At 48.9% G+C, this 3,677-nt stretch carries 4 protein-coding genes and 2 pseudogenes; 5 read left to right on the top strand and 1 reads right to left on the bottom strand.

The window, feature by feature from the left end; translation table 11 throughout:
• Positions 1–74: 74 nt before the first annotated feature.
• From IQ242_RS19375 to IQ242_RS19360, 4 genes and pseudogenes are all read left to right on the top strand, one after another.
• A pseudogene (locus IQ242_RS19375) lies at positions 75–1,025 on the top strand (HAD-IC family P-type ATPase); the annotation flags it as partial.
• Between the two features lie 38 nt (positions 1,026–1,063).
• On the top strand, positions 1,064–1,348 hold the full coding sequence (locus IQ242_RS19370) for a hypothetical protein (protein ID WP_002783842.1): 285 nt from the start codon (positions 1,064–1,066) through the stop codon (positions 1,346–1,348).
• A 36-nt stretch (positions 1,349–1,384) separates the two neighbouring features.
• The gene (locus IQ242_RS19365) at positions 1,385–1,672 is read left to right on the top strand and encodes a DUF5132 domain-containing protein (RefSeq protein ID WP_185240544.1); all 288 of its coding nucleotides are present in this window, start codon (positions 1,385–1,387) and stop codon (positions 1,670–1,672) included.
• A gap of 112 nt (positions 1,673–1,784) precedes the next feature.
• Positions 1,785–2,027, top strand: coding sequence for a hypothetical protein (locus tag IQ242_RS19360; RefSeq protein ID WP_193961083.1), 243 nt, complete (start codon positions 1,785–1,787; stop codon positions 2,025–2,027).
• Positions 2,028–2,229: 202 nt separating this feature from the next.
• Here the strand turns inward: IQ242_RS19360 and IQ242_RS27260 are convergent.
• Positions 2,230–2,409 (bottom strand): annotated as a pseudogene (locus IQ242_RS27260) (hypothetical protein).
• Between the two features lie 78 nt (positions 2,410–2,487).
• Between IQ242_RS27260 and IQ242_RS19355 the strand changes: the two are divergent.
• A complete protein-coding gene (locus IQ242_RS19355; RefSeq protein WP_193961082.1) occupies positions 2,488–3,336 on the top strand; it encodes an HMA2 domain-containing protein in 849 nt (282 codons plus the stop codon).
• Positions 3,337–3,677: the final 341 nt, after the last annotated feature.

Here is a 3,677-nt window from a genome sequence, read left to right as displayed (position 1 = left end):
TTTCATAATTAGGGGTCTCAAGACCCCCCTAGCGGCCACCGAGAAAATCTTCACCAGATAAGTATTTTTACTCAAGTCTCTGGAGGGGGACAGCTTATGTGACAGTTGAGGGTGCGGAATGTGGGATTCAAGTTACCGCCGAGGGAGTTACTCCGGCAGAAATTCTCTGTCTGGCGGCCTCGGCAGAACAGGGGTTAAGCCACCCCGTCGCCCATGCCATCGTCCAACAAGCCCAACAACAGGGGACGGAAACGAAAACCTGCGAGGAGTGGGATTATCGGGTTGGGTTGGGAGTGGTCGCCCAAATCGAAGGGCGGCAGCTACTGGTGGGGAGCAGCCGCTTTATGAAAACGGAAGGGATCGATCTTAGTGCCAGTGAACAGTTTAAGACGGGAGGCGTTTCTCTGGCTTATGTGGCCCGGGATGGCATCCTAATTGGCGTTATCATGTATGCCGATCCGATCCGCACCGAAAGCCCCGGGGTAATTGCTGAGTTACACAAGCAAGGAATCAGCACCCATATGCTCACCGGCGATGTGCAGCAGGTAGCGGATGCGGTGGCACAAGAGTTAGGAATGCGCCGGGATGAGGTCCACGCCCAAGCTTTCCCAGAACGGAAGGTGGAAGTGGTGCAGCAACTGAAAGCGCAAGGGAAAACCGTTGCCTTCATCGGCGATGGCATTAATGACTCCGCCGCTCTTGCCTATGCCGATGTCTCGATTTCCTTTGCCGCAGGGAGCAATATCGCTCGGGAAACTGCCGACATGGTACTGATGGATAACGATCTCAGCGGCTTGACCCATGCGATCGGGATCAGCAAGCAAGTGATGGACATTATCTACCAAAATGCCTTAATTGTGGGCATTCCTAACCTGGGGGCGCTGGCGGTGGGGGTTCTCTTTGCCCTCGATCCGCTCCTAGCAATTATCATCAATAATGGTTCGGCAATTTTAGCCGGACTGAACGGCTTGCGCCCGGCTCTCGGTGGCGAGAAGACGACCTATCGAGATGCGGCGAACGTCTAACAGTCAAAATCCAAAATCGAGCAAATTTGTGAGGTCTCATGGAATTTTTATTAGGTATTGAACCGATTTTCGCCCTAGGGGTTGGTTTGGCGGCATTGGCGATCGCTCCCGCTATTGGGGCCTTAAGCAACCCTGAAACTGGGGAAAAGGTCGCCGAAACCGGGCGCGACATGACCAAACAGGGAATCAAGTGGGGCGCAGAAGCCGCTGACACCGTGCAAACCTATCTAGCTGAGGCCAGCGAATCCTGGAACGATCTGGTAGCGGAAGCACAGGCCGAAATCAGAACCGCTAAAAAAGCTAAGGCAACTAGCCAAAAATAGACAGTTAATAGTGAACAACTCATTCAGGAGGTTTTTATGGAAGAATTACTGGTTGTTGGCGGTGTTGGAGTCGTCGCAATTTTAGTATTGGGTTCCCTAGTTAGTTTAGCCAGTCCCCAGACCGGCAAAGCTATTACAGATACAGGTCGCAATGCGGCCAAAAGCGGTATCAAATTAGGGATGGAAGCTAGTGAAAAACTGCAAGCTACTTTTGTCGAAGCTGGTCAATCTTGGCAAGATTTAGTGGCAGAAGCGAAAGCGGAAACAGCGGCGGCAAGAAATACGACTAAAATCCCTTCCGTAGAGGAAACATCCCAATCCTAATCCCTAATTGACCGATCGAGAAACCCACTCGATCACTGCAATTTTGTAGGGGGGCATTCTCTTAGCCCCCTCCTTTAAAATCTCAAGGAAAGTATCAAGGAGGAGTTCGACAATGACCCAGGAATATATGCACGAACATTTGAAAGAGCTAATCGTTGAGAAGGCACTTCATCTCTGTTGCGACCCCATTGAAGAAATTGCCAGAGAATGGGCAGAAAAAAAAGACTTTAATCAAGGGGGAATTAATATTTTAAAAGATCCCCATCGCTATGAAAAGTATTTAGAAGAGGACAAAGAAGTCGCCGACGAATTTAGAAAACATATCATTCAGTTTTTACCAGAAACTAAAAATTAGTCGCAGGGAAATGTGAACTCTCCTAACTTCAGTAATGGCAACTTAAAACTAGATCAATTTTTAGTCTGTGGGTTAGGATATTTCGGACAGCATTGCGTCATCGCGCTCAAAGAATTCGCAGTCAATGTCTTGGCGAGTAAGGGGGATTTATCCCGCTTTTTCAAAACCTCTGCAATCCCTTCGGCTTTCAGCCAAGGAAGTCTCAATAAATCTGGTTCTTCGTTACTTGGTATGGTTCGATAGGGGGGCATAAATCGACTAAACCCTTATCTGGCAAGAGACTTAATTGATTAGTTCGCTCTAGAGCAAAAACAATTGACAAAAATCGCTAAATGCCTTTCTCTATAAGGGTTCCATCCCTTATAACCCCCGTCCATTGCATAACAAAAACCGAAGAGCCATAAATCTACTGTAAAAGATGATAAAGTTCCTATTGTCAATGCTTATTGGCTAAATTATTATGCTATTTGGTGGCACGTCTGAATTTTCCACAAATGCTACCCCCAGAATCTCCTATCAAGTGGTTAGCTCACTTCCTGGGCGAATCCGCTGGCGTGTCCCTTTCCTGCGCCAAAACCTAACAGGACAAAATATTCTCCAGGGAGCGATCGCTGCTCTAGAAAGCGTTACCAGCGTCCGCATCAACCCCTTGGCTAACTCAATCATTGTCACCTTTGCTGAAGGGAAAATGTCTCCCGCACAATTAGAGCAAGAACTGGCAACCGCGATCGGCAAGGCCGCAGCTTCGGCGAACCCAGGGGCAGAAGTCCCCCAGAAAGCCGAATTCAAAGCGGAAAAACAAGTTTCTCGTCCCTCGGAAGAAAAATTGCCGGTGAGGGAAAATCTGGCCGATGCAAAGGTGGGACGGACCAAAACAGTGATCAGTCCCCAGACAGGGGAAAGTAAAGATGATAAAAATCCTCCAAACGAGATAACGAGCCAAACTTTAGTTTATCGGCAGCTGGAAGCCTTACCCGTCAATTCTTGGCAGCGCCAGTGTCAAGAGCAGGCTGAATCGATCGAGAAACTAGAAGATCGCCTCGCCGCCTTACAGCCGGTGGCAGCGATCGGTTCAGCTTGGCTGAGGCGGTGGTACGTCCACAGTCCAGCAACCATAGATTGCGCTGCCAGCACCGGCAGTGGTGCGCTGGTGGCGTTCCCCAAAACCCCAGAGTCTGAGGCACAATGGCAAGAGTTGGCAGCGGGGCAAAGGCAGGCGATCGCTGAGTTGGAGCAATGCCTTGCCGATGTGCAGCGCCTAGCCGTTATTGGAGAAGCTCGATTGAAAAAATATCGCAAATACCTTTAAAAGTTCCAAAATACAGGCTCGCAGTCTCTATTTCAGGTGCGAGGAGTGCAACTGATTAGGCTTTGTCTGGGACTAAATTGCCAATTCGATCGAGAATTTTTACTCGAAGGGAAGAGAGGGGCCAGTTGTCTGCTCTCACCGGAGAATTGACTGCCGAGCTATCCTGAGAAACCCATGCCGTTTCAACTAAACTATATCTGTGAAAATCAAGGCCCTTAAAAATGACCGCCAAGCAAAAAATGATTTTTCGGCTGACTTCTCCCATCAACCGGTTTCTCTTCACGCTGACAGTGGCAATTTTCGTTTATTTAATCACGGGAGAATTTTACCAGGAATTGCGG

Origin of the sequence: Microcystis sp. LEGE 08355, assembly GCF_015207185.1 — a bacterium.
Classification (GTDB): Bacteria; Cyanobacteriota; Cyanobacteriia; order Cyanobacteriales; family Microcystaceae; genus Microcystis; species Microcystis panniformis.
Note: the sequence above shows the minus strand (reverse complement) of the source record. Positions and strands in the feature narration are given on the sequence as shown.

Excerpts from the sequence above, each read along its gene's own strand:
- IQ242_RS19370 (WP_002783842.1), top strand. The coding sequence starts at position 1,064 with ATGGAATTTTTATTAGGTATTGAACCGATTTTCGCCCTAGGGGTTGGT.
- IQ242_RS19355 (WP_193961082.1), top strand. The coding sequence starts at position 2,488 with ATGCTATTTGGTGGCACGTCTGAATTTTCCACAAATGCTACCCCCAGA.
- IQ242_RS19360 (WP_193961083.1), top strand. The coding sequence starts at position 1,785 with ATGACCCAGGAATATATGCACGAACATTTGAAAGAGCTAATCGTTGAG.
- IQ242_RS19365 (WP_185240544.1), top strand. The coding sequence starts at position 1,385 with ATGGAAGAATTACTGGTTGTTGGCGGTGTTGGAGTCGTCGCAATTTTA.